Source organism: Pseudomonas sp. NPDC087342 (assembly GCF_044744265.1).
In the GTDB taxonomy this organism is placed as follows: domain Bacteria; phylum Pseudomonadota; class Gammaproteobacteria; order Pseudomonadales; family Pseudomonadaceae; genus Aquipseudomonas; species Aquipseudomonas nunensis.
In genome coordinates, this window is the sequence record NZ_JBIUXZ010000027.1 from 39911 (window position 1) to 62694 (window position 22784).

23 protein-coding genes are annotated in these 22784 nt (G+C 61.5%); 13 read left to right on the plus strand and 10 right to left on the minus strand.

What is annotated here, in order from left to right:
- Positions 1–65: 65 nt before the first annotated feature.
- Together ACIOYV_RS29275 and ACIOYV_RS29280 are read left to right on the plus strand one after the other, a co-directional pair.
- Positions 66–1787, plus strand: coding sequence for a collagen-like triple helix repeat-containing protein (locus ACIOYV_RS29275; RefSeq protein ID WP_401329413.1), 1722 nt, complete (start codon positions 66–68; stop codon positions 1785–1787).
- Positions 1788–1955: 168 nt separating this feature from the next.
- A complete protein-coding gene (locus tag ACIOYV_RS29280; protein ID WP_401329416.1) occupies positions 1956–3623 on the plus strand; it encodes a ShlB/FhaC/HecB family hemolysin secretion/activation protein in 1668 nt (555 codons plus the stop codon).
- 253 nt (positions 3624–3876) lie between these two features.
- Here the strand turns inward: ACIOYV_RS29280 and ACIOYV_RS29285 are convergent, their stop codons facing one another.
- From ACIOYV_RS29285 to ACIOYV_RS29295, 3 genes are all read right to left on the minus strand, one after another.
- Positions 3877–4284 carry a response regulator gene (locus tag ACIOYV_RS29285; RefSeq protein ID WP_213942293.1) on the minus strand — a complete coding sequence of 136 codons (408 nt, stop codon included), beginning with the start codon at positions 4282–4284 and terminating at the stop codon, positions 3877–3879.
- 71 nt (positions 4285–4355) lie between these two features.
- The gene (locus ACIOYV_RS29290) at positions 4356–4568 is read right to left on the minus strand and encodes a Flp family type IVb pilin (protein ID WP_054043992.1); all 213 of its coding nucleotides are present in this window, start codon (positions 4566–4568) and stop codon (positions 4356–4358) included.
- Positions 4569–4621: 53 nt separating this feature from the next.
- On the minus strand, positions 4622–4831 hold the full coding sequence (locus ACIOYV_RS29295; protein ID WP_054043993.1) for a Flp family type IVb pilin: 210 nt from the start codon (positions 4829–4831) through the stop codon (positions 4622–4624).
- 330 nt (positions 4832–5161) lie between these two features.
- Between ACIOYV_RS29295 and cpaB the strand changes: the two genes are divergently transcribed.
- The 8 genes from cpaB to ACIOYV_RS29335 are packed head-to-tail and all read left to right on the plus strand — an operon-like array spanning position 5162 to position 12615.
- Positions 5162–6109, plus strand: coding sequence for a Flp pilus assembly protein CpaB (gene cpaB, locus ACIOYV_RS29300; RefSeq protein ID WP_401329421.1), 948 nt, complete (start codon positions 5162–5164; stop codon positions 6107–6109).
- A gap of 20 nt (positions 6110–6129) precedes the next feature.
- Positions 6130–7353 carry a type II and III secretion system protein family protein gene (locus tag ACIOYV_RS29305; protein WP_265042867.1) on the plus strand — a complete coding sequence of 408 codons (1224 nt, stop codon included), beginning with the start codon at positions 6130–6132 and terminating at the stop codon, positions 7351–7353.
- Positions 7350–8540, plus strand: a complete 1191-nt coding sequence (locus ACIOYV_RS29310; protein WP_401329424.1) for a CpaE family protein — start codon at positions 7350–7352, stop codon at positions 8538–8540. Before ACIOYV_RS29305 ends, ACIOYV_RS29310 begins: the two co-directional genes overlap by 4 nt.
- Positions 8537–9805 (plus strand): CpaF family protein, encoded by a 1269-nt coding sequence (locus ACIOYV_RS29315; RefSeq protein WP_401329427.1) that lies wholly within the window; start codon positions 8537–8539, stop codon positions 9803–9805. The genes ACIOYV_RS29310 and ACIOYV_RS29315 overlap by 4 nt, the downstream gene beginning before the upstream one ends.
- An 18-nt stretch (positions 9806–9823) precedes the next feature.
- Positions 9824–10708, plus strand: a complete 885-nt coding sequence (locus tag ACIOYV_RS29320; protein WP_401329430.1) for a type II secretion system F family protein — start codon at positions 9824–9826, stop codon at positions 10706–10708.
- A gap of 1 nt (position 10709) precedes the next feature.
- The gene (locus tag ACIOYV_RS29325) at positions 10710–11594 is read left to right on the plus strand and encodes a type II secretion system F family protein (RefSeq protein ID WP_401329433.1); all 885 of its coding nucleotides are present in this window, start codon (positions 10710–10712) and stop codon (positions 11592–11594) included.
- Between the two features lie 25 nt (positions 11595–11619).
- Entirely contained in the window at positions 11620–12342 is a 723-nt protein-coding gene (locus ACIOYV_RS29330) for a tetratricopeptide repeat protein (protein WP_401329436.1), read from the plus strand.
- Between the two features lie 9 nt (positions 12343–12351).
- Positions 12352–12615: a DUF3613 domain-containing protein gene (locus ACIOYV_RS29335; protein ID WP_054044001.1), complete on the plus strand. Its 264-nt coding sequence runs from the start codon at positions 12352–12354 to the stop codon at positions 12613–12615.
- 349 nt (positions 12616–12964) lie between these two features.
- Here ACIOYV_RS29335 and ACIOYV_RS29340 read toward each other — a convergent pair whose 3' ends face one another.
- Positions 12965–13750, minus strand: coding sequence for a response regulator (locus ACIOYV_RS29340; protein WP_401329439.1), 786 nt, complete (start codon positions 13748–13750; stop codon positions 12965–12967).
- A gap of 126 nt (positions 13751–13876) precedes the next feature.
- Complete coding sequence (locus tag ACIOYV_RS29345) at positions 13877–14347, minus strand: prepilin peptidase (RefSeq protein WP_401329442.1); 471 nt, start codon at positions 14345–14347, stop codon at positions 13877–13879.
- 75 nt (positions 14348–14422) lie between these two features.
- Here ACIOYV_RS29345 and ACIOYV_RS29350 point away from each other — a divergent pair, with 75 nt between their 5' ends.
- Together ACIOYV_RS29350 and ACIOYV_RS29355 are read left to right on the plus strand one after the other, a co-directional pair.
- The gene (locus tag ACIOYV_RS29350; RefSeq protein ID WP_290027811.1) at positions 14423–14869 is read left to right on the plus strand and encodes a TadE/TadG family type IV pilus assembly protein; all 447 of its coding nucleotides are present in this window, start codon (positions 14423–14425) and stop codon (positions 14867–14869) included.
- Entirely contained in the window at positions 14866–17631 is a 2766-nt protein-coding gene (locus ACIOYV_RS29355) for an ATP-binding protein (RefSeq protein ID WP_401329446.1), read from the plus strand. The genes ACIOYV_RS29350 and ACIOYV_RS29355 overlap by 4 nt, the downstream gene beginning before the upstream one ends.
- On the opposite strand, the gene ACIOYV_RS29360 is transcribed toward ACIOYV_RS29355, so the two are convergent.
- The 5 genes from ACIOYV_RS29360 to ACIOYV_RS29380 form a co-directional block, all read right to left on the minus strand.
- Entirely contained in the window at positions 17616–19448 is a 1833-nt protein-coding gene (locus tag ACIOYV_RS29360) for a pilus assembly protein TadG-related protein (RefSeq protein ID WP_401329449.1), read from the minus strand. The genes ACIOYV_RS29355 and ACIOYV_RS29360 overlap by 16 nt on opposite strands.
- A 354-nt stretch (positions 19449–19802) precedes the next feature.
- Positions 19803–20360 carry a DUF4136 domain-containing protein gene (locus ACIOYV_RS29365; RefSeq protein ID WP_290027805.1) on the minus strand — a complete coding sequence of 186 codons (558 nt, stop codon included), beginning with the start codon at positions 20358–20360 and terminating at the stop codon, positions 19803–19805.
- A 55-nt stretch (positions 20361–20415) separates the two neighbouring features.
- A complete protein-coding gene (locus ACIOYV_RS29370; RefSeq protein WP_401329453.1) occupies positions 20416–21030 on the minus strand; it encodes a DUF4136 domain-containing protein in 615 nt (204 codons plus the stop codon).
- Between the two features lie 12 nt (positions 21031–21042).
- The gene (locus tag ACIOYV_RS29375) at positions 21043–21792 is read right to left on the minus strand and encodes a methyltransferase (RefSeq protein WP_290027801.1); all 750 of its coding nucleotides are present in this window, start codon (positions 21790–21792) and stop codon (positions 21043–21045) included.
- Positions 21792–22094 carry a MazG-like family protein gene (locus tag ACIOYV_RS29380; RefSeq protein WP_007951009.1) on the minus strand — a complete coding sequence of 101 codons (303 nt, stop codon included), beginning with the start codon at positions 22092–22094 and terminating at the stop codon, positions 21792–21794. The genes ACIOYV_RS29375 and ACIOYV_RS29380 overlap by 1 nt, the downstream gene beginning before the upstream one ends.
- A gap of 280 nt (positions 22095–22374) precedes the next feature.
- Here ACIOYV_RS29380 and ACIOYV_RS29385 point away from each other — a divergent pair, with 280 nt between their 5' ends.
- The gene (locus tag ACIOYV_RS29385; RefSeq protein ID WP_054044011.1) at positions 22375–22668 is read left to right on the plus strand and encodes a hypothetical protein; all 294 of its coding nucleotides are present in this window, start codon (positions 22375–22377) and stop codon (positions 22666–22668) included.
- Positions 22669–22784: the final 116 nt, after the last annotated feature.

A 22784-nucleotide genomic window follows, 5' to 3' on the forward strand; every position in this document is an offset into this window, starting at 1 on the left:
CCGGCGAAAGATCGGCAGGCCATCGAAGACAACGAACGTTGTAACAGGTGCAGGGAATCACTCTCATGAAAACTCAAGTGTGGTGCAAATCAGTAACAGCTTTGGCGTTGATCCTTTCTCTCGGCCTCGCGGGTTGCAGCAGCGGCGGTGGCGGCCATCACAGCACTTCCGGCGGTTCTTCCGACGGTGCGGCGGGTGCGGCGGGCGCCGGCAGCGGCGGTTCCGCAAGCGGTGGGACTGACGGCTCGGGTGGTGGTACGGCCGGGACCGGAGGCACTGACGGCACCGGCGGCGGTACGGGTGGGACGGCCGGAACCGGTGGCACCGATGGCACGGGCGGAACTGGCGGCACAGGCGGCACCGCAGGTACAGGCGGCACGGGTGGTACGGGTGGTACGGGTGATGGAACCGGCGGAACTGGGGGCACCGGCGGCGGAACAGGCGGCACTGCTGGCACCGGAGGCACGGGCGGCACCGGCGGTGGAACTGGCGGTACTGGCGGTACTGGCGGCACAGGTGGAACTGGAGGAACCGGCGGTACACCCGTCACGCCGCTGGTCACCAGCACCGTGGTTTCCGACCTGGGCAAAACCGTCAGCGGCGTGGGTGACGGTGTCAGCAGCATCGGCAATTCTTTATCGACGGTGCCGGTCGTAGGAGGCGTTGTACAAAGCGCCGTCAACACCACCGGCAATGTCGTGGACAGTATCGGCGGCGGGCTGACCAATGGCCTGGGTAAAATCGGCACCGACCCGCAAGCCCTCACCAAAACCACCGCCATCGTTGGCAACGTCGTGTCCGATGCCGGCATGGGCGTGACCGATATCAGCGGCAAACTCGCCACCGCCACCGGCAGCATTCCACTGGTGGGCGGAGTGGTCAGCAAAGTCACACCGGTGCTCGGTGGTGTCGGCGAAAAAGTCACCATGCTCGGCGATACCTTGAACGTCGCTACCAGCACCGGGCCTTTGGGATCACTCAGCAACGGCCTCGGCAACAAGGTCTTGGTGCCAGTGGTCACACTGACCGAGGGCCTGACCGGCAAAGTCGGCAGCGCAACCGGCCTGGGCGCTCCAGTCAACGGCCTGGTCAGCAACGTCGCCGGTGCCGTCGGCGGTCTGGGCGGCAAAGTGACGGCGGCCGGCGACGGTAATCCGTTGACCAACACCGTGGGCGCAGCACTGACCAACGTGGCAACCACCGCTGGTGCAACCGGCGGCCTGGTGGCGACTCCGGGCGCCGGTGCGGGCGGCCTCGGCACCACCGGATTGCTGCAAACCGTCGGCGGTGCCGTAGCGAATGTCGGCGCTGGTTTGAATGCTGGCAACACCAACCCGGTCGTCAGTGCCGGCGGTGTGAACCTCGGCGCTGTCGGCGGCACAGTGGCTTCGGTAGGCGGTGCATTGGGTGGTTCGAGCGCGCCCAACCTGACCCCGACCGCACCTCTTGCGAGTGTCGGTGGCGCCGTCGGTACGGCATTGAATCCAGTCACCAGCGCCGTCACCAATGTCACTCAACAAGTGGGCACCGCCACCGGCCTCGGTGCACCGGCCAACGGTCTGGTCACTCAGGTTGGCGGCGCGGTCGGCAACGTCGGCAGCAGCATTGCCGCCGCCGCGCCCAACCCGGTGGTGGCAGCGGTCGGCAACACCGTCACGACCGTCGGCGCCACGGTTGGCGCGGTCGGTGGATTGGTTACCGGCGCTACCGGCGGCGGCACTTCCGGCACCGGCACAACCGGCGGAATTGGTGGCTTGCTGGGCGGCCTGACCGGCAACAAACGCTGAATTGCACCTGGCCGATTCGACGGCCTTAACTACGGCGCCTACGCTTGGTTGGAGGCGGAAGATTCGAATGGAGTCTTCCGCTTTTTCTTTTGGAGCATGACACCTCGTGGTTCCGGTTCAGTCAGCTGACGAGCCTCGGGATGTTGCGATATGACCATGGAGTGTCCTATGCGCGTTATGGCTTCCCTGCTGTGCCTGACCGTCAGTACTTTCGCTTTCGCCGACACCCTTCCCACCTTCCTCAACAGTAACGAAACCATCCGCAACCTCCCCGCGCCGAACCTGCCCGCCGACGCCTACCGCCCGAAAGCGGCGCCGCTGCAAGTGCCGGAGCCCGGTGCGCCCCAGGCCCAACCGTTGACGATGGGCACCAAGGTCACGATCAAGACCGTGCAGATCGAGGGCGGGACGCTTTACCCGCTCAACGAACTGGCGACGCTTTATCAACCGCTGCTCGGTCATGAAACCAGCGTCGGCGAATTGATCGAAGCCACCCGCGGTATCACCCGCCGTTATCAGCAGGACGGCTACTTGCTGTCCTACGCCTTCCTGCCCCAACAGGATTTCAGCCAAGGCGTGGCGCGGGTGGTGTTGGTGGAAGGCTACATCAAGGATTACCAGGTTCAGGGTGACCTCGGACGGGTCAAAGGCCTGCTGGACAAACTGGTGGCCAAGCTCCAGGCCGAACGACCACTGACCCGCAAGACCTTCGAGCGCTACACCACGTTGATGACTCGCATCCCCGGCGTGACCGTGCAAGCACAAGTGCCGCCGCCGGGCACCACTGACGGCGCGGCGTACCTGGCGGTGCAAGCCAGTCGCAAACCGTTCACCAGCAGCCTGAGCACCACCGAAGACAACCGCAATAGCACCCAGGCCCTGCTCGGTGTAAGCAGCAATTCCCAGACATCTATGGGCGAACAACTGAGCCTCAGCGGGTTGTTTCCGCCGGGACACGATGATGAGCATTACTATCGCCTGGACTACAGCCAATTCCTCAACGCTGAAGGCACGCAGCTGAGTCTGTCCGCCTCACGCTACCGCGCCGATCCCGGCACCAATGTGCTCCTCGACAATGGCCTGGAGCTCAAGCCGCACCGGGAAAATGATCGCTACTCCATCGGCTTCAGCCATCCGCTGATCGCCTCGCCGACCGAACAACTCAGCGCCGGTGCGCGGCTGTATGCGGTCAACGACAAAACCCGCTACGACGTGGTCGATGACCCACGCAGCGTCGAAATCCGCACCGACATCCGCGCCCTCGCCTTCGAAAGCGACTGGCGCCAGGCCGATGCCCGGCAACTGCGGATTCTCAGTGGTGGTGTGTATCAGGGTCTCGACAGCATGGGGGCGAAAACCAATGCCGACGTGGACCTGAATTTCCTGCGCCTGCGGCTATCGGGCGTGCAGAGCGACAAGTTCTTCGACAACTGGCAAGGCGTGCTCTCGGGCGCGCTGTACTGGAGCGACGACACCCTGCCCGACAGCGAACGCGCGGTGTTCGGTGGGCAGAATTTCGGTCGCGGTTACCCCGACGACCAGGCGTCCGGCGACAAGGGTTGGGGCGTGGCGTATGAGGTGAACTACAGCTTCAACCGCGACGGCAACTGGGTGCGGGTGCTGCAACCGTATGTGGTGCTGGACCGCTCCAAGACCTGGTTCAACCAGTTGCCGGTGCAAGGCAACAACTTGTCCTCGGCGGCGCTGGGGTTGAGGTTCGGCGATGCGAAGTACTACAACGTCGCGCTGGAGGCGGCCAAGCCGATGTCGGACGAAGCGCTGGATACGTTCAACCGACGGCCACGGTATAGCATCAGTTTCAGTTATCAGTTGTAGGGTGGTGGCGGTCAGGACGCCTTCGCGAGCAGGCTCGCTCCCACAGTTGATCGCATTCTCCTGTGGGAGCGGGCTCGCTCGCGAAGAGGTCTTCAGCTTCGACATCATCGTCGGCTGGCACAGCGCACTTCGCGAGCAAGCCCGCTCCCACAGGGGAAATTTGCTGTTCACGATAATTGTGCCCGCCGCCAATCAGTGTGGGAGCGAGCCTGCTCGCGAAAGCGCTGTGTCGGTCAACACATCAGCCGGGGAATTACCCACCAATCACCACCGGCTGCGGAAACAGATTGTTCAATGTCTCCAGCAATCGCACGTGGTAGATGGGTTTGCGAAACAGGTCGAGCACCTGCAAGCGCAGCATGTCGCTGACGTCTTCCATGTCCGCATGCCCGGACGTGACGATCACCGGCAGATGCTGGCGTGAGGTGTGTTCGCGCAGGCGCTTGATCAGCGACATGCCGCTCTCCTCCGGCATGCGCAGGTCCGTGATGACCAGGGCGATATCCGGGTTGCGCGTCAGGTGATGCAGGGCGAGCTTGACCGAAGTGGCCGTAAAGCAACAGAAGCCCTCGCCCTCCAGCAACTCCGCCAGCTCCAGCAACGCGTCCTCTTCGTCGTCAACCAGAAGCAACTGTTGGCGCGGCGGCGAGGAAGCGTTCATGGGCAGCACCTGAGAACTGAATGTAGAACCGAGTGTAGCGTGTCATTCACCCACCGCGAGGTTCGCCGTGGTCAGGGGGTTTGCACCGGCGCGGTCTGGGCCGTGCCACCCAACGCCACCAACACACTGTTGAAAATAGCCAGGACCTTGGCGCCCACCGGAGTGATGAACACCACGACAACCACTGCAACCATCGCCACCACAATCGCGTATTCGATGGCCGATGCGGCTTCAGTGTTTTTCAGGAACAGACGTGCCCGCAGCATCAGGTATTCAAAGAGCATGGAATTCTCCTTTGTGCCGCAGGCACTCAGTCAACATCAATCCAGAACCTCGACTAAGGCACCACAGGTTTGACGACCGCCGTACCACCCAGCGATGTCAGGACCGCGTTGAAGATGTTCAGGACTTTGGTACTGACTGGCGACACAAACACCACGACCACCACCGCCACCATGGCCACCACAATCGCGTACTCGATCGCCGATGCACCTTCAGTGCTTTTGAAGAACAACCGGGCTCTGAGCAACAGATATTCGAGAATCATACGTCTACTCCTTCGCGCCTCTGGCGCCGACGAAACGGTACTGCGACAGGGTTCCACTGTGCTATCAGAGCATTGCCAACAAACCTGCGACCAACAACTGTAACAACGGATTAATCACAAAGTATGAGTCGTAACCCTCAGTCGAAAATCAGCGGTTAATTGGCCAATTCTCAGTACTTTGTACAGATATTTTCGGGCCCGTAATGGCGTTTTGATTTAGATCGACTAGCGTGGAAATAGCGAAATAGTTGCATGTTCATAGCTGCCTGATTGCCAGAGCGCCCCGTCAGGAATGCGGGTTGTGAGAGCAGCGGGAAAGGGAGAGCCGTCATGAACAGCCGCGTCACCATAGGCCTTGCCGGCTTGCTTTTGCTCGGGGCGATTTTTGTCGGTTATTGGGGCTTGGTGCTCAGCCGTCAGCCGGTTCCTGTCGCTGCGCCCGTCGCCCCGCCGAGCGCCGTCGTGAGCGTGGAAAAAACCGTCGCCGCCGCCGAAGACCAGACCCGTCAACCGGTGGTCGTGCTGACTCACGACGTGCCGCCGTTCACCCCGCTGACCGCCGCCGACCTGAGCGTGGAAAAACTTCGCAACCCACCCGCCGGCAGCCTGAACAACCTCGACCAGGCCATCGGCCGCACACCCTGGCGCCACCTCAGTGCAGGCACCTGGCTCAGCGATGACAGCTTCGAAGCCGGGGGCACCTTGGCGCGGATGATTCGCAGCAATGAACGCGCCCTCGCCGTGGCGGTGGACGAAGTGATCGGCGCTGCCGGGCAACTGGTGCCGGGGGATTACGTCGATGTGTTGCTGTTTCTGCGCCAGGACACCAGCAACTTGCAGCAATCGGCGCAGATCGTCGTGCCCGCCATGCGCGTGCTCGGTGTGGGCGAGCAATACGGCCTGACCAACGACGGCCAACCGGCCTCACCGGCCCTCAGCGCCGACGACAAACTCAAACAGGACCAACGCCGTGTCGCCGCGCGCACCGTGGTGCTCGCGGTGCCCGAACAACTCTTGAGCCGGTTGATGCTGGCGACCCAGGTCGGCACCTTGCGCCTGGCGGTGCGCAGCAGTGAAGAGCAACGCCTGGCCAAGTATTGGGCCGGCGAAAACCAAGCGACGGGCAAGCTCGACAGCGCCAACAGCCAGCTCTTCCAGTTCACTCAACTGGCCCTCGGCGCGGCACCGAAAAGTCCGGCCAGTGGCGGTCATGGCGGCTCGACGCGCCCCGCCATCGAAGTGATTCGCGGCAATCAGCTGTCGCAACAAACCCCATGACTGATCAAGGATGCCGCTGCATGCAGAGTCGTTCCATGCCGATAATCAAACCCGCGCTCTGGGCTTTGATGCTGCTGGCACTGCCCCTGGAAAACGCCTACGCGGTGACCGGCAACTGCGCCGCGCTGGGGCGTTTGCCGCCGGTGATCGAGATCGGCGAAGGCCTGCAACAGGACCTGCAATCGCCAGTGGCGATCACGCGTCTGGCCATCGGCGATCCGAAAATTGCCGACGTGCATCCCAATGGCAGCAGCTCGTTTCTATTGACCGGCATCGCCCCTGGCGCCACCAGCCTGATGATCTGGACCGCCTGCGCCAGCGAACCGCGCCAGAGCATGGTGTTCGTCCAGGGTCGTGCCACTGCCGCACTGACGGGCGACACGTTGCTGCCGTCCGATGACCCGTCGCTGCCGTCGCAGGTACAAACCGATATCCGTTTCGTCGAAGTCAGCCGCACCAAACTCAAGGAAGCCACCGCCTCGTTGATCGGCACTCGCGGCAACTTCCTGTTCGGCTCTCCCGGCACCTTGCCGCCCATCGACGGCGTGCCGACACCCAGGCTGCCGGTGGATAACAGCCTGTTCAACTTCTCCTGGATCGGCGGCAAAACCATGATGATCATCAACGCGCTGGAGGGCAGCGGCTTCGCCTACACCCTGGCGCGGCCGAGCCTGGTGGCACTCAGCGGACAGAGCGCAAGCTTCCTCGCCGGCGGCGAAATTCCGATCCCGGTGCCGAGTGCCGGCAGCGATAACGTGTCGATCGAGTACAAGGAATTCGGCATCCGCCTGACACTGACGCCGACCATCATCGGCCGCAATCGCATCGCCCTTAAAGTCGCGCCAGAGGTCAGCGAACTGGATTTCAGCAACGCGGTGAACATCGCCGGCACTACGGTCCCGGCCCTGACCATCCGCCGCACCGACACCAGTATTTCCCTGGCCGACGGTGAAAGCTTTGTCATCAGCGGCTTGATCAGCACCACCAACAGTTCCCAGGTGAACAAGTTTCCGGGGCTGGGTGACATACCGGTTCTGGGGGCGTTTTTCCGCAGTTCTCAGATCAATCGCGAAGAACGGGAGTTGCTGATGATCGTCACCCCGCACCTGGTTCAACCCTTGGCCGCCGACGCGCAACTGCCGTCGTTGCCGGGGGAGAAACTGCGCAACTACGACCCGAATTTCTATCGCATGTTTTTCCTTGAAAACGGCAACTTCGACAAACGCAGCGGACTGTCGCAATGAGCCAGAGCCTGAGCCAGACCTTTCTCGCCATCACCCGCAACAGCACCGACCTGGAATGGCTGCAAGGCGCCCTCGCGCCCCTCGGGCAAGTGGTCAGCGCCGGTGGTGGCAGCCTCGACGAATTGCTCGCGCTGGTGGACGTGACCTTCGCCAGCCTGGTGTTCGTCGGCCTCGACCGCGAACACGTGGTGGCCCAGAGCGCACTGATCGAAGGTGCGCTGGAAGCCAAGCCGATGCTGGCCATCGTTGCCCTCGGCGACGGCATGGACAACCAATTGGTGCTCAACGCCATGCGCGCCGGGGCGCGGGATTTCGTCGCCTATGGTTCACGCTCCAGCGAAGTCGCCGGGCTGGTGCGGCGCCTGAGCAAACGCCTGCCGCCCGTGACGCCGAATACGCAACTGGGCGGCCTCACCGTGTTGTATGGCACCCAGAGCAATGGCGACGGCGCACTGTTGGCCAATCACCTGGCGTTGGTGGTGCAAAAGAGCGGGCAACAAACCTTGCTTCTGGACCTCGGTCTGCCCCGTGGCGACAGCCTCGCATTGCTGGGGCTGGAGAGTTCGTTTCACTTCGGCGACGCGTTGCGCCACTTGCGCCGCCTCGACACGACGCTGATCGACAGCGCCTTCACCAGCGCCGAAGCCGGGCTGCGAATCCTCGCCTACGCCAGCAATGACGCGCCGCTCGAAAGCACCAGCGCCGCCGAGCTGTACATGCTGCTCAGCGCCTTGCGCCAACACTTTCAGCACATCGTGGTGAACCTCACTGGCCAGCCGGACAGCGAAGCGCTGCGCACGTTTGTCAGCCACTGCGACAAGTTGCTGTGGTACAGCGACCAGAATGTTCTCGACTGCCGCCGCAATCTGGCGGTGCTCAACCTGTGGCGAGAAAAAGGCATGAAACTCGATCACGGACGGCTGTTGATCGATCGCTACCTGGGCCATATCGCCCCGGACTCTGACACCCTCGGCAAAACCTTCAACCTGGAAGTCATCGCGGTGCTGGCCTACAGCCCGGAAGTGCGTCTGAACGCGAAAAATCAAGGCGTCACCCTGTTCGAACTGGCGCCCCGGGAGAAACTCACGCAAAGCCTGCGGACCCTCGGCGAACGTCTGGCCAAGCGCTCCGAAGGCCTGGCCAAACCCAAGGCCGGTTGGTTCGACCGTTTGAGGGGCGCGCAATGAGCGGCGAAAAACTCTTTGGCGCGCCCCAGCGCAGCACCGCCGGCAACACTGACCATGAAGGCCTGAAACTGGTGCTGCATCGCTACATCATCGATGCCATCGAAGAGTCCGGGAAAAACCTGCTGGAAGGTTCGCGGCAACTGCTCTCGCAGTTTGTCACCGACAAAGCCGCCGAATACATTGCGCGCCTGCACCTGGCGATTTCCCGTTATGAAATGGAGCGGCTGGCCGAGGAAATCGTCGACGAGCTCACCGGTTTCGGTCCGCTGGAAGTCTTGCTGCGCGATCCGGCGGTCACGGAAATCCTGGTCAACGGCCCGCACCGGGTGTTCATCGAACGCGACGGTGTACTGCACCAGAGCGACCTGCGTTTTATCGATGCGCACCATGTGGAGCGCGTCATGCAACGCATCCTCGCGCCGTTGGGGCGGCGGCTCGACGAATCTTCACCGATGGTCGATGCGCGCATGCCGGATGGCAGCCGCGTCAACGCGATCATCCCGCCGATTGCGCTGGATGGTCCGTGTTTGTCGATTCGAAAGTTTCGCAAAGACATGCTCAAAAGCAGCGACCTGGTGGCGATGCAAACCATCGACCAGTCGATTTTCGAATTCTTTCAGAACGCCGTCGGCAAGCGCTGCAACATCCTGATCAGCGGCGGCACCGGCACCGGTAAAACCACGTTGCTGAATATCCTCAGTCAACTGATCAACCCCCACGAACGGCTGGTGACCATCGAAGACGTGGCCGAATTGCAACTCGGCCACCCGCATGTTGTGCGCCTGGAAACCCGGCCGCCGAACGCCGAGGGCCACGGTGAAGTGAAGGCCAGCGACCTGATTCGCAACGCCCTGCGGATGCGCCCGGACCGGATCATCCTTGGCGAGATTCGCGGCGTCGAGGTGCTCGACGTGCTGACCGCAATGAACACCGGCCATGACGGCTCGATGAGCACCGTGCACGCCAACAATGCCCAGGACGCATTGCTGCGCCTGGAAACCCTGGTCGGCCTGACCGGGCGCGCGGTGGCGGAACGCACGCTACGGCAGATGATCTGCGCCGCACTCGACGTGATCATCCAACTGACACGCATGCCGGATGGCCGACGCTGTGTCAGCGAAGTGGTGGAAGTGGTCGGCGTGCGCGAAGACGTCTACGTCACCAACACCCTGTTCCGGCTCGACCGACGCACCGGTGTCGGTTTCCTGCGCGAGGCGGTCAACCCGGCGGGTGACAAGCTGCGACATGAGCTGAGCCTGGGCTGATTCCATGGAGCATTCGGCATGATCGTCCCGCTGATTCTCAGCCTGATTTGCGTGGTGCTGTTCGGGCTGTCGGTGTGGCTGTTTCTGCATGGGATCCGCAAGACCGGCAACGAACGAGTGCTCAGCCGACTCGCTCAGGGACAGCCACAACTGGCGGCGGAAAAAGCCACATGGGTAGGCCTTGAGCGCATGTTTTTAAGGGCGGGTCTGGGTCGTCCCACCGAACGCCTGGGGTTGTGGCTGACGTTGTGGGGCGCGGCGATGCTGCTCGGTTTTTTAGTCGCTGACTGGGTCGGTTTGCTGACCCTTTTACTCGCGCCGCCATTGGCTTTAAGGCTGTACATCTCATGGCTGTATCGCCGTCGCCTCAAGCGCATGATCGAACAATTGCCGCAGTTGCTCGATCACACCGTGCGCAGTCTGAAATCCGGGCGCACCCTGGCCGACGCGGTCATGGGCGGGATCGAGGCCAGTGACGATCCGCTGAAACGCGCCATGGGCCGGGTGCAGCGCAACGTGCAGCTCGGGGTGAATCTGCCGGACGCCGTGAGTGATTTCGCCGAGCTGTATGAGCAGGACGAACTGCGCATGTTTGCCCTCGGCCTGAAGGTCAATCATCGCTACGGCGGCAACGCCAGCGAGTTGCTGGAGAACCTGATCAAACTGATTCGCGAACGGGACCAGGGCGCCCGGCAACTGCGCGCGATGACCGGCGAAACCCGCATGACGGCGTGGGTGTTGGGCTCGTTGCCGATGATTCTGGTGAGTTACTTCATGCTGACCAATCCCGGCTACATGCTCGGCATGTGGCACGACTCGGGCGGCCAGACCATGTTGATCATCGCGGTGGTGCTGCAGGTGTTTGGTTGCCTGGCGCTGTGGCGCATGTTGCGGAGTGTCTGACATGGTCTTGCTGGCGAGTCTGATGCTGTTGCTCGGGGCCTTGCTGCTGGTGGTCAACCACTTGCTGCAAGAGCGTCGCCGCGTGCGCCAGGTGACTCAACGCTTGCAAGGGCAACTGGTGCGCGAGAACCGTTTCGGCAGTTGGCTGCGGGTGCTCGGCAACAGCCGGTTCGGCCAGCGTTCGGTCAGCATCGACAGCGAAACCCAGACCCTGCTCAGCCGCTTGGGCTGGCGTCGTGCCAATGAGCGCGCGGTGTTTGCGGCGTGTCAGATCGGCACACCGTTGTTGATGTTGGGGCTGGGGCTGTTCTTGAAAGAAATGTTCTTCCCCCTCGCGGCCAACGGCTGGTTGCTGCCGATGTTCGGTGCAGGCCTCGGTTATTTGCTGCCCAAACGCCTGCTGGCTTATGCGGCTGCACGCCGGCAGAAAACCATCGGCGTGGAAATAGCGACCTTCATCCCGCTGCTGCGCATCCTCTTCGAGTCGGGCATGGCGGTCGAACAGGCGCTGCGGGTACTGAGCACCGAAGGGCAAAAACTCTTGCCGGAACTGACCAGCGAATTGCGCCTGATCCTGGCCCGCGTCGACTCCGGCCTGGAGCTCAGTCAGGAACTGCACAAAGCTGCCGTGATGCTGGCGGTGGACGAGTTCAGCGACACCTGCGTGATCCTCGAGCAATTGATTCATCAGGGCGGCGGCGCGATGAAATCCCTGCTGGCGCTCAAGCAACTGCTCGATGATCGGCGCCTGACGCGGCTGCAAGAATACATTTCGAAAATGTCGGCCAAGATGTCGGTGGTGATGATGCTGTTTCTGTTTCCGGCCCTGTTGATCGTCCTGGCCGGCCCCGGGTTTACCGCGATTACCCGGGCGTTTGCCAATTGAGTTGCGCACTGTTTGAGGGACCAAGATGAAAGCATTGATCGCTGTTGTGAGCCTGCTGATGCTCGCGGGCTGCGCCACCGATGGCCAGGCGCCGTGGTCGGCAATGATGTCGCCGGCCAGTTGCAGCAAGCTGAGTTCTGATCAGGAACTGGCGTTGAACCTGGCCGACGATTTGGCCAATGACGGCAAGCTGCACGCCAGCCTGGCGAATTTGCAGAGCCTGCCGGATAACCTCAGCGAGGTGCGTTTGCGCAAGGCCAAGGTTTATCGCCTGCTGGGGCGCAGCGAGGCGGAGCCGTTGTACCGCAGCCTGTTGGGGACGTGCCTGTCGGCGGATGCCGAACAAGGCCTGGGCCAGTTGTTCGCCGCACGCGGCGACTATGGCCAGGCCCAGGCTCACCTGCAACGGGCCGCGCGTCTGGCACCGACCAACGAGAAAATCCGCAATGATTTGGGCGTGGTCTACCTCAATCAGTTACGCCTCGAAGATGCGCGTTTCGAATTCCTCACCGCCATCGAACTCAAGCAGCAGGACACGTTGGCGGCGGCGAATCTGGTGACGTTGTTGCTGTATCAGGACAACTGGCAGCAAGCGGCTGAAGTGGTCAGCCGCTCGCACCTGACGCCGGAACAATTCACCGATGCCCAGGCCCGTGCGGAAAAACTCAAACAGCCGGGCAAGGGTAAAGCGGCGGTGGGTGATCAAGTGGCGACGGTGACGGATGCCCAACCGACATCGGTTAAATAGGAGTTGGCGATGATGAAATTATTCGGCTTGAGCCTGCTGATACTCCCGTTGAGCGCGATGGCCATCGACGCCGGCCCGTCATCGGCGCAACAGCAGGAAACCGAGGGTTGGCTGGTGCTGCAAAGCCGCAACCAGGCCGCCTCCAAGACACCGCAAACTGCGAGCGCAGCCGAGCGGGAAGAAGCGATGCAGCGTTGGTTGAAGAAGTATCGCTATGAGATTCCGGATTTGTACGACCCGGATGCGGGCGGGAAGATTGAGATCAGCAAGTAGTCGGGAGAGATGGGGTGACTGTGCGGACGCCATCGCGAGCAAGCTCGCTCCCACAGGGGTTCAGCATTGATCACAGATGTTGTGTTCGCTGAAGATCAACTGTGGGAGCGAGCTTGCTCGCGATAGCGGTGTGTCAGCGACTGAGATGTTGAAGGTCAGTCAGTCTTCGCGAGCAGGCTCGCTCCCACAGGGGTTCAGCATCGATCACAAATGTTGTGTTCACTGAAGATCAACTGTGGGAGCGGGCTTGCTCGCGAAAGCGGTGTGTCTCGCGACATTGATGTTGAATGTGCCGACGCGTTCGCGAGCAAGCCCGCTCCCACAGTTTTGATTGGGGCATCCGGGGGATTTAGTGGGCAGTCACGCGCTGGCGCATCCCGGAGTTACTTGGCGAGAGTGCCAATGCCAGTTGCGTGCGGTTATGCATATGGGTCAACCGCAACACTTGCGACACATACAGTTTCACGGTGTTCTCAGTAATCCCCAGCTCACAGGCAATCTGATAGTTGGTCTGCCCCTTGCCGACCAACCGCGCCACATCCAGTTGCCGAGGTGACAGCTGATTGAAGATCGACGGCATCTCCTCCTGATCCGCTTGGCTGACCACGAAATCCCCAGGCTCGGAAGACGTGCGCGGACTGCGGCGCACCTTGTCCAGGTCCTGGTAAAGATCATCAATCGACTCGGACAGGTATTGCAGCTTCTGATTCAAGTGCCCCAATTGCACTTCTTTCTGGCGCTCCTGCAACGACACTTCCTGCCGCTGCAAACCCTCGAGCAACTCATCCAGATCAATCGGCTTCTGGTAGTAATCGGCAATCCCGGCGCGCAAGGCCTTGATCACGTCCTGCTTGTCGGCGCGCCCGGTGAGCATAATCGCCTCGAACGCCCGATGTCGGCCGCACAGCCGTTGCAGCTCTTGCACAAGCTGGATGCCATCCATGTCCGGCATGTGCAGATCACACAGCACCAGACCGATGTCCGGATCCTGTGTAAAGCGCTCGATCGCCTGTGTACTGGATTCACACGGTACACAGCGATAACCGCTGCTCTCCAGGAATTCACACAGTTCTTCGACAATGAGTGGCTGATCGTCGACCACAAGGACTTTTACCGCAGACGTAAGCTTGTTCACGTGCTACTCCATGCAGGCTGAAAGCTGACCATTCCTGTACTAATAGCCACCAGTTGTATAACTACTCTAACTTTGAAAGTAGACGCACTTTCCGACTATGTACATAGAACGGGTGGCTTCTGGCGACTAGTGGATCCAGACGAGCGTACACGCCATGCCGACCAACACGAACGGCGCATATGGCTGTTTTTCTGACAATTTTGGATTCACATGTCGACGGTTATGCTTAAGCCATTGATTCATAGGCAGCCAGACTTTTGGCGCAAGCAGCAGCCACACCGCACTCGCCACTCCGGCACCGATAAACGCGCCGAGCAGGTGCATACCGTCGGTCGCCAAACCCAAAGCTGTCATTAGTTTCACATCGCCGGCGCCCATTCGCTTCATCGCGTAGCCCGGCAAGGTGAAGGCCAGCGCCAGTAAAAACGCCCAACCGCCCTGCTTTGCCTCCGCTCCGAGCCATGTGCTGCCGGTCCACAGCAGATACACCAGCGCCGCAGCGCCAGCACCAAGGGTCAGGACGTTGGCGATGTGCCGGTGGCGCGCATCCTGAACCGCGCAAAGGGTTAGCCAGACAATCACGACAAGGCTTTGCATCCGGTAAAAACCGTCCGTTTTGGCTGAATGATTCTATGCTGATATTACGCAGTGACTGTCAGGGTAGACGCACTCATGAAAGCAGGCCTCCCCAATAAGCAAAAAGGCGCTGTGGCGATTGAATTCGCCTTGGTGTTCGTGATCTTTTTCGCGGTGTTCTACGGTTTGGTCAGCTACAGCTTGCCGTTCGTGTTGATGCAGTCGTTCAATCAGGCCACCGCCGAAGCCGTGCGCCGCAGCGTGGCGGTAGACCCGAATACGCCGAGCTACGCGACCGTGGTGCAAAACACTGCGAACGCTACGTTGCAGCAGCAATTGTCGTGGGTGCCGACTGCGCTGAACCTGGTGATCGGCGTGGATACCAGCGCGGTCTATGACGCCAGCAAAGGCACCCTCACCGTCAGCGTGAATTACCCCACCAGCAAATTGAATCAGGTCATGCCGTTTCTGGTGCTGCCGGGCGTGGGCACGGTGCCCAACCTGCCGACCAACCTGAGCGCTACGTCGAGTCTGCAATTTTGACCTCCGGGGACAAGCTTTTCGCTCGCTTGCTCAAGCGCCCCACCCTCCCCGCCATCGAGGCGTCCGAGCCGTTGCGGGTACAACCGCTGGGCTTGCATTTGCATCTGGACGACGAGGGTCGCGTACTGCACATGACCGGGCCACTGCGGCACTCGCTGGCCCAACAAACGCCCAACGATCAGCCGTTGCCGCTGCATCGATACGTGCAAGTTCATAGCACCCTGGCGATCGAGGGTCGGCCCGCCGACTGGCAGGGGCAAAGTCTGGACCTGGATTTCCTCGGTCTGGCCGATCAGACCTTGCACCTGCGCGGCTGGGTGCAACCGTGCCCGGGCGGATGGCTGTTGCAGTTGATGGACATCGGTGACCTGTTGCTCGAACGCCATCAGGCCCACAGCCGAGACGAATGCCACGCCGTGGCCGGGCAGATCAGCGAGCATCTGCGCGCGTGCAGCCTGGCGCGGTTGCCGGTGGTCGTCAGCGAACAACTGCAAACCATCGCCCAACGCTGGCACATGCCGTGCGTGGCCCTGGCCTTGCTCGACGAGCAGGAAGAAGGCTGGCAAATCCATCGCCAATTCAGCGCCCACGACGCACCGCAGTTGTGGCAAAACGATCAACGCCTGGGCACGGTGCTCGACAGTTTGAACGGCTCCGCGCCCCAGCGTTTGAGCATCAGCCACGGCATCAGCGAACACCTGCGCGTGCAAGACTTGTTCGGCAACGCCGAGGGTTTCGCCGTGCCCTACAGCGACGATCACGGTGTCGCCGCGTGGCTGCTGTGCGGTTTTTACCCGGTGCACGAACACGCGCCGGACCTGGGTGATCGCGACTGGTTGCTGCTGGTCAGCGCACTCGCCGGGCCGTTGCTCGGTCGCTTGCGTGAGCAGCATCACCACTTGCAACTGGAGCGGCTGGAATCGTTGCAAGTCTTGCTGGGGACGGGATGGTGGGAAGCCTTTGGCGCCAGTGATGAAATCCTCCTGGCACCGTCCCTCGCCGCCACTTTGCACCTGGACACTACTCGCCTAACGCTGAATGACTGGCTGCTGCAAATCCATCCCGCCGACCGCGAGGAGATGCGCAGTCGCCTGCATGCCTTGCAACAACACGACGAGCCGCTGACCCTGTGCGTGCGCCTGCATCGCTGCGACTCGGAACAGCATCCGCTGTGGTACAGGCTTCAGGGGCAAGCCATCGGTAGCGGCGACAGTCGGCGGCTGGTGGGTTTCATGCTCGACATCAGCGACATCAAGAACCAGCAGCAACACACCGCCGCCGCCCATGCGCGGCTGGACAACCTGATCGCCAGTTCGCCGGCGGTGATCTACGTGCAGCGCTACGTCGAAGGTGCGCTGCACCCGACGTTTTTCAGTGCCAGCCTTCAACCGCTGTTGGGCTGGAGCCTGGAAAACTGCGACGCCGCTGCGTTGATCGAACGTGTTCACCCCGAGGACCGCGACCGCTATTTCGAGCGCACTCGGCACTTGCTGCGCGAAGGCTCGGTGCGCGCGCGCTACCGTCTGCGCGACAGTCGCGGCGATTATCACTGGCTGCTCGACGAAGCCAAGTTGCTGCGCGATGACCTCGGGCTGCCAGTGGAAGCGGTCGGCCTGTGGCTCGATGTCACCGAGGCGACCCTGGCCGCCGAGCAGGTGAAACAGAGCGAAGAGCGCTATCGGATTCTGGTGGAAGATTCCCCGGCGATGATCTGCCGTTATCGCCCGGACCTGAGTCTGAGTTTCGGCAATCGACCGCTGGCGACGTACCTGGAATGTGAGCCCGAACAACTCCCCGGCGTGAACCTCGGCAGCTGGATGTCGGACGAACAACGCGCAGCATTTCTCCAGCGGCTCAGCCTGCTGACGCCGGAGCACCCGGTCAGTAGCGCCGAGATCAATCTGCAATTGCCCGGGCGCGAACACGCCTGGTGGATCTGGTCGGATCGCGGAGTGTTTGACGATCAGGGCCAGTTGGTTGAAGTCCAGGCTGTGGGCCGCGACAACACCGAGGTCCGGCGCTCTCAGCAACAACTGACCCAGAGCGCAAAAATGGCCACTCTCGGCGAAATGGCCACCGGGCTGGCCCATGAAATCAACCAGCCGTTGAACGTGATGCGCATGGCCATCGTCAACGTGCTCAAGCGCCTGAGCAACGGCGATGTGCAAATCGATTACCTGACCGACAAGCTCAATCGCATCGACGCCCAGGTGCAGCGAGCGGCGCGGGTGGTGGATCACATGCGCGTGTTTGGCCGCCGTTCGGAGGTTGAGCAACACCCGTTCAACCCGGTCGACGCCATCGAAGGCACGATGTCGCTGTTGGCCGAAGGCATGCGTGGCAAAGGCGTGGAACTGCGGGTCAGCGAGACCGGGTTTAGCGTGCAGGTGCGCGGTTATGTCGATCAGTTGGAGCAGGTGCTGATCAATTTGATGGTCAATGCGCGAGATGCGCTATTGAGCAAGCGCGAGGCTGATCGGGAGTTCAATCCGTGGATTTCGGTGTACGCCGAGCGCGATAAACAATCGGTGCGGTTGTGGGTCGAGGACAATGGCGGCGGTATCGATCCACGCTTGCTGGAGCGGATTTTCGAGCCGTTCTTCACCACGAAACCAGTCGGCGTGGGGACTGGGCTGGGGTTGTCGGTGAGCTATGGGATCGTCGAGAACATGGGCGGACGGTTGAGTGTTGTGAACTCAGCGGACGGTGCCCGATTCTGTATTGAGCTGCCGATTTATCAGGACGATCAGATCACCAGATAGGCCTTGCCGGGTTGGCCGCAGCTGAGGTTGGCGCCGACCTGGATTTTCCCGACTTCGATGCCCAGAACTTTCAGGACATTGTTGAGCAGGTTGTCCAGCAGCGGGCTCAGGATCGAATTCAGGGTTGTCGTCAGCAGCGTTATCACACCGCTGAGCAACGTGTTCAGGGTGTTGAAGACGATCGCCAGCAAGGGACCTGCATTGAAAGTCGGTGTGTGCAGGATCAATTGCACGCCATTGACCGCTTGCGACATCCCGGCAATCGCGTTGGAGGCGGTCAGGGTGTAAGGCGGATCAGAGGGAGCCAGCCCGACTTTCGGCGGGTTGGTAAATGTGCTGCTGGCGCTGGTCTGCAAGGCGGGACTGTCGATCCGCAGCTCTGCACCACCGCCCGAAAATGGAACGCCGGCGTAGCGGATATCGAGCAACGTCACGGGAGTGACGCTCATGGGCGATGTCGATGACGCCCAGTCCGAGTTGATCCGGCCAACACGCAGTTCAGCCACGGAGGTGGTCGTATTGGCAGTGAGGCTTTTGTTGGTGTCGCTGACGCAGGTGTAATCGGTGACGTAACTGCTGCCGCCACCTGCTTCGAGACTGACGTCCAGATTGGGATTGGGCAGCACGTACAAGTCCAGCCCCAGCAACCCGGTGACCACTGACAGGGTGCTGGTCACGACACCGATCAGGTTGGTGACCAGGGACAAATCCACGGACACCAGCACCCGGACCTGGGCGGTACGCACGTAGATTCGATTGGCGCCTAATGGCGCCAGTTTTGCCAATGCGGGATTGCCCACTACCGAAAACTGCGCGGGCTCGATGACTTTTAGCTTGGCGGTAGCGCCGACGCCCAGGCCGAGCAAATTTACGGGGATGGTGCCTGCGACGGCACTCTTGCTGTTGCCGAGTTCGAGGAAGGCCTGGACCAGTTGAAGCGCGTTCACGCTGGCGTTTAGCGCGGAGGACGTGGTGCTTGTCTGCAGATTCAAGATGTCGCCCAAACGCACCTTCACAGGGCTGACGACTGCGCTGACCAATGAATTCAAACCGAGTTGTACATCCGCAGTCGCGCCGTTGAGGCGAGCCACGGTAGCGGCGGCCTGCAGCAACTGGCCGACGGTGGCATCGGCGGCGAGCAGTTGGGTGTAGTTGCCGGCCGTAACGTGCAGGTCGATGGCGAGCTGATCCATGAAGTTGAGCAGGTTGATGTTGGCGGCGAGCAAACCGTTCCAACTGGCGACGGTCAGGTTGATCGGTACACCGCCGAGGGCGGAGCTCATGCCGTTCAACAGGTTGACGTCGACCAAGGTGCTGCTGATCGTCAGTTGGGCCACTGGCGGCACCGGCAGCGCGGCTACGGCTGTGGCATTGAGTTGAGTGTTCAGGCTGACCGACGTGCCGCTGACCAGGGCCTGCACACCGCCGGCAAAACTGGTGGTGACAGTGTGGCTGGCAACGACTTTGATCGCGGCGGCCTGGGTGGCATCCTCGGTGAAATTGCGCAGCCCGGTGGCCGCCGTCAGCAGCGTGCCGCAGGTGGTGGCGAGGGTGTTGCTGGCGTCGAGGGTGAAGCCGTTGCGCGTCGCACTTTGATTGGCATAACTGGCGGCGGTGAGCCCCGGCAGGCAGGTGCCGCCGCGGCTGACGGCCTCTAGCGCGGCGGTGTCGACCACCCGCTGCAGCTTGCGCTGCTCCATGTAGAGCCGGCCGGTGTCGACTACCAATAACATCAACAACAGCGCCAACCCGAGGGTCGCCGCCGCCATCAAACCGATAGCCCCGCGCTGCCGGGCCGGACCGCGAAACCGCGACATCGCGCACTCCTTCGCTGGCGCACTGATCAGTGCCGCCTCCATTGGTGAAATGCAGTGTAGACAAGGGTTGGCGAGGTTGCTGGCATCACGCCAGCGCAGACCACACAAAACCAAATGTGGGAGCGAGCCTGCTCGCGAAAGCGGTTTGTCAGGCACATCCAGGGTGAATGTGCCGGCGCCTTCGCGAGCAAGCTTCGCTCCTACAGGAGATCATCATGGACACGGAATCAGCGCACGACGCAGTTCCCTTGTAGGAGCGAAGCTTGCTCGCGAAGGCGGTGTGTCAGGTACATCCATGGTGAATGTGCCGCCGTCTTCGCGAGCAGGCTCGCTCCCACAGGGGGATTGTGGTGTTTAGCGGGGTGGGTAGTTAGCCAGGATCCGGCTTACCGTTTCGCGCACGGCATTGCTGCGGTCTGTCGGGTTGGGGGTGCTGCTGAGCATTTGCTCATCGCTGCCGCGCCACACCAGTTTGCCGTCCTTGCCGTCGAGCAGGTCGATCTGGATGGTCGCTACTTTATAGGTGATGTTGCGGGTTTCGTTGTACATCGGGCCGCCCCAATAACCATTCCACGGGCCGCCCCAACCGCCGCCATAGTTGGTGGTCACTTGTTGCTGGCGGTCTTCGACAATCAGGTAGGTCTGCACGCTCACATCACCCTTCTGACCTGCGGCAGCCGGGCGTAAACCGCGCTGATCCAGCTGATCGGCCACGGCCTGGCGAATCCGTTGTTCGGTCAGGTCGCTCTTGATCCGTGGGTCATCGGGGCGGTATTGCAGGGCGGGGTCTTTCCAGCTCCAGCTGCGATAGGCGGCGAAGTCGCGGCTGGCATCGAAGTCATGATTGACCTGGTGAGCCGCGCAAGCACTGAGCAGCACGGCCACGGCCAGTAAAGCGAGGGGGCGGAACATGATAATTCTCCGTTGGAAGACAAGAACCATGGGAATGCTTCTTATCTACAAGAAGCTAACTGGGAGGATACGCCGACATTGCCTTTTCCACAGCCTCCCGAATCGCATCCGCGCGCTGGCTTTGATTGCCCTGGTTGGCGGTTTCGGCGCTGGCGCTCCAGACCGGTTGGCCGGTGCCTGCGTCGAACAGATCGACCCGCACCACCACAACCTGCTCCTGATAAGTACGCACGATCGGCACGCTGTTGTACATGCCGTAACCACCGCCGTAACGGTTGTAGCCACCATAACCGCCGCCGTAATAACCGTAGTCGTCCTGAACCTGACGCAAGCGGGTTTCCAGGTGCAGATTGGCGCTGACAAACAGGTCCGCCGGGCGATTGTCGTGCAACGGGCGCAAGCCACGCTGATCGAGGGCATTGCTGACCGCTTCAGCCACTTGCGCCGAATCCGCCCAGGCCGAGCCCGGCGGCAGTTGCCCGTTGAGCCAGGCCCAACTGCGGTAACGCCCGTAGTCCCGAGGCGGCGCTGGATAAGCGCTGCGGTCGAAGGTATTCGCCGCTTGCGGTGGCGCCGGAGGCAAGGGGTTGGATGTCGCCACATAAGGGTTGCTGCCCTGGCAGGCCGCCAACCCCAGACACATCAGCAGTAACCCTGAACGCGCTTTCATTTCGCTCTCCGATCAGATCGGCCGGCAGATCCAGTGCAAATAGCGCCCAAGCCCGGCAAAGCTTGGGTGACGACGGTGGGCCAGCTCCATTTCCAGCAAGTCCACCAGTTCGGCGCGGGCCTGGAATTCCACCGGCATGTAGTCGTGGAAAACCCGTACCCCGCTCTGAGTTTCGACCTGCCACATACCTTCAAGTTGCGCTGCAAGTTCTCGCGGATCAAGGGGTTGTTGTGGGGTCAGGCTCTGCTTCTCGCCGGCCATGTCGTTCTTGCGCATCTTGCGGAAGTGGCCCTTGAGCAGATTGCGGTAAATCAGCGCGTCGCGGTTGTAGAAGGCCAGAGACAACCAGCCATCCTTGGTGGTGAGTTGATGCAGCACCGGCAGGATCGCGTGGGGTTCGGCCAGCCATTCCAGCACGGCGTGGCACAGCACCAGGTCGTAGGGTTCGGTGAGCTGGCCGAGTAAATCCTGCCACGGCGCTTGAATGAAGGTCGCGCTCTGCCCGGCGTCGGCGAAACGCTGGCGAGCGCCTTCGAGCATCGGTTCGGCCGGTTCGGCGAGGGTGACGTCGTGCCCGCGTTGAGCGAGCCACAACGACATGTGGCCGAGGCCGGCGCCGATGTCCAGCACCCGCAACGGACGATCAGGCAAGGTTTCGGCCAGATCGGCCTGCAACACCGCCAGGCGAATTGCGCCTTTGGCCCCACCGTAGATTTTTTCGGCAAACCGGGTCGCCAACTGATCGAAATGACGGTCGCTCATCAGCTGAACCGCCGTTCGCTGTCCGCGAGTTTGCTGCGCACCACTTCGTTCATGTCCAACCCCAACTCGCTGCACAGCAGTAATAGATAGAGCACGATGTCGCCGACTTCCTGCCCGGCATGCGCCAGTTTGTCCGCCGGCAACTGGCGCGACTGGTCTTCGGTCAGCCACTGGAAGATTTCCACCAGCTCGGACATTTCCACGCTCGCGGCCATGGCCAGGTTTTTCGGGCTGTGAAATTGCCGCCAGTCGTTGCGGTCTCGGATGGCGTGCAGGCGTTCGGTCAGTTCAACAAGGTTCATCGGGCTCTCCTGAAGGCGTATAGCTTCGGGGGGATGGGCAATGAAGGCAAGGCCTTCTCCTGTAGGAGCGAAGCTTGCTCGCGAAGGCGGCGTGTCAGTCGACATCAATGTTAAATGCACCGCCGCCTTCGCGAGCAAGCTTCGCTCCTACAGGGTTCATCAACAGGCCGGATACTTTGCGCCATACTCACACGATCCCGGCATCAGGGAACTCGGCACTGCGATCCGTGGCCCAAGTCTGGCGCGGCAACCTTGCCACCACTTTCATCAGGACGCCCACATGCAGGTAGAAAGTTTTTTCGAATGGCTCGGCCAGGCACTCGGTTCGGTCATCCGCTTTATCGTCGACGGCCTCAGCGGTCTGTTCAACCTTCTCAGCCATGCCGGCGGCAACTTCGTCGAAGGGCTTTCCCGGGCACTGGGGATGGACACGTCGATTATCAGCATCATCGCGCTGATCCTCGGGCTGATGCTGCTGTGGTCGGCGATCCGGGCGTTCATGAATGCGTCAATCATCATGGGGATTATCTGGTTGCTGCTGGGGCTTTGGTTGCTTAGCTGGATAATCCACTAACTCCGTTAATCCCCATGTGGGAGCGAGCCTGCTCGCGAAAGCGGTGGTACATCCAATATTGATGTGACTGACAACCCGTCTTCGCGAGCAGGCTCGCTCCCACAATGGATCGCTGC